Here is a 446-nt window from a genome sequence, read left to right on the forward strand (position 1 = left end):
CTAATTAGTGTTAACCTAGGTATTATTAACCTCGTTCCGTTACCTATGTTGGATGGTGGTCATTTATTGTTCTTCGCAATTGAAGCCGTTATCCGACGCCCAGTCCCAGAAAAAGTACAGGAAATGGGCTTTAGAATTGGTGGTGCAATCATCTTCTCGCTCATGGCGTTAGCGCTATTTAATGATTTTACTCGTCTGTGATAGTTCAGAGACAAAAGCAGTAGCAAGGAATAATTAGAACAAGTATGGCGATTAAGCGAATTCTGTTTGCAAGTTTACTGGCGACCAGTGTTTCTGCAAACGGAGCAGAGAACGTCGTAGTTCAAGATAGTGAATACGAGGCAGCGGAGTGTGAAGTGTATAAGGGAGAGAAGCGGAAAAAGGTGGGAAGAAACGCCACTCGAAGTATCAATTGGTCGCCTCCGCCAAAAGCCTGCAACCCTACC

The 446-nt window shown here is 44.4% G+C and carries 1 protein-coding gene and 1 pseudogene; both read left to right on the top strand.

The window, feature by feature from the left end:
• A partial coding sequence (locus tag UF06_RS22215) for a site-2 protease family protein (protein WP_045572415.1) occupies positions 1-201 on the top strand: 201 nt, incomplete at its 5' end.
• A gap of 44 nt (positions 202-245) precedes the next feature.
• Positions 246-446: pseudogene (locus UF06_RS27255) on the top strand (hypothetical protein); the annotation flags it as partial.

Source organism: Vibrio sp. S234-5 (assembly GCF_000960595.1).
In the GTDB taxonomy this organism is placed as follows: domain Bacteria; phylum Pseudomonadota; class Gammaproteobacteria; order Enterobacterales; family Vibrionaceae; genus Vibrio.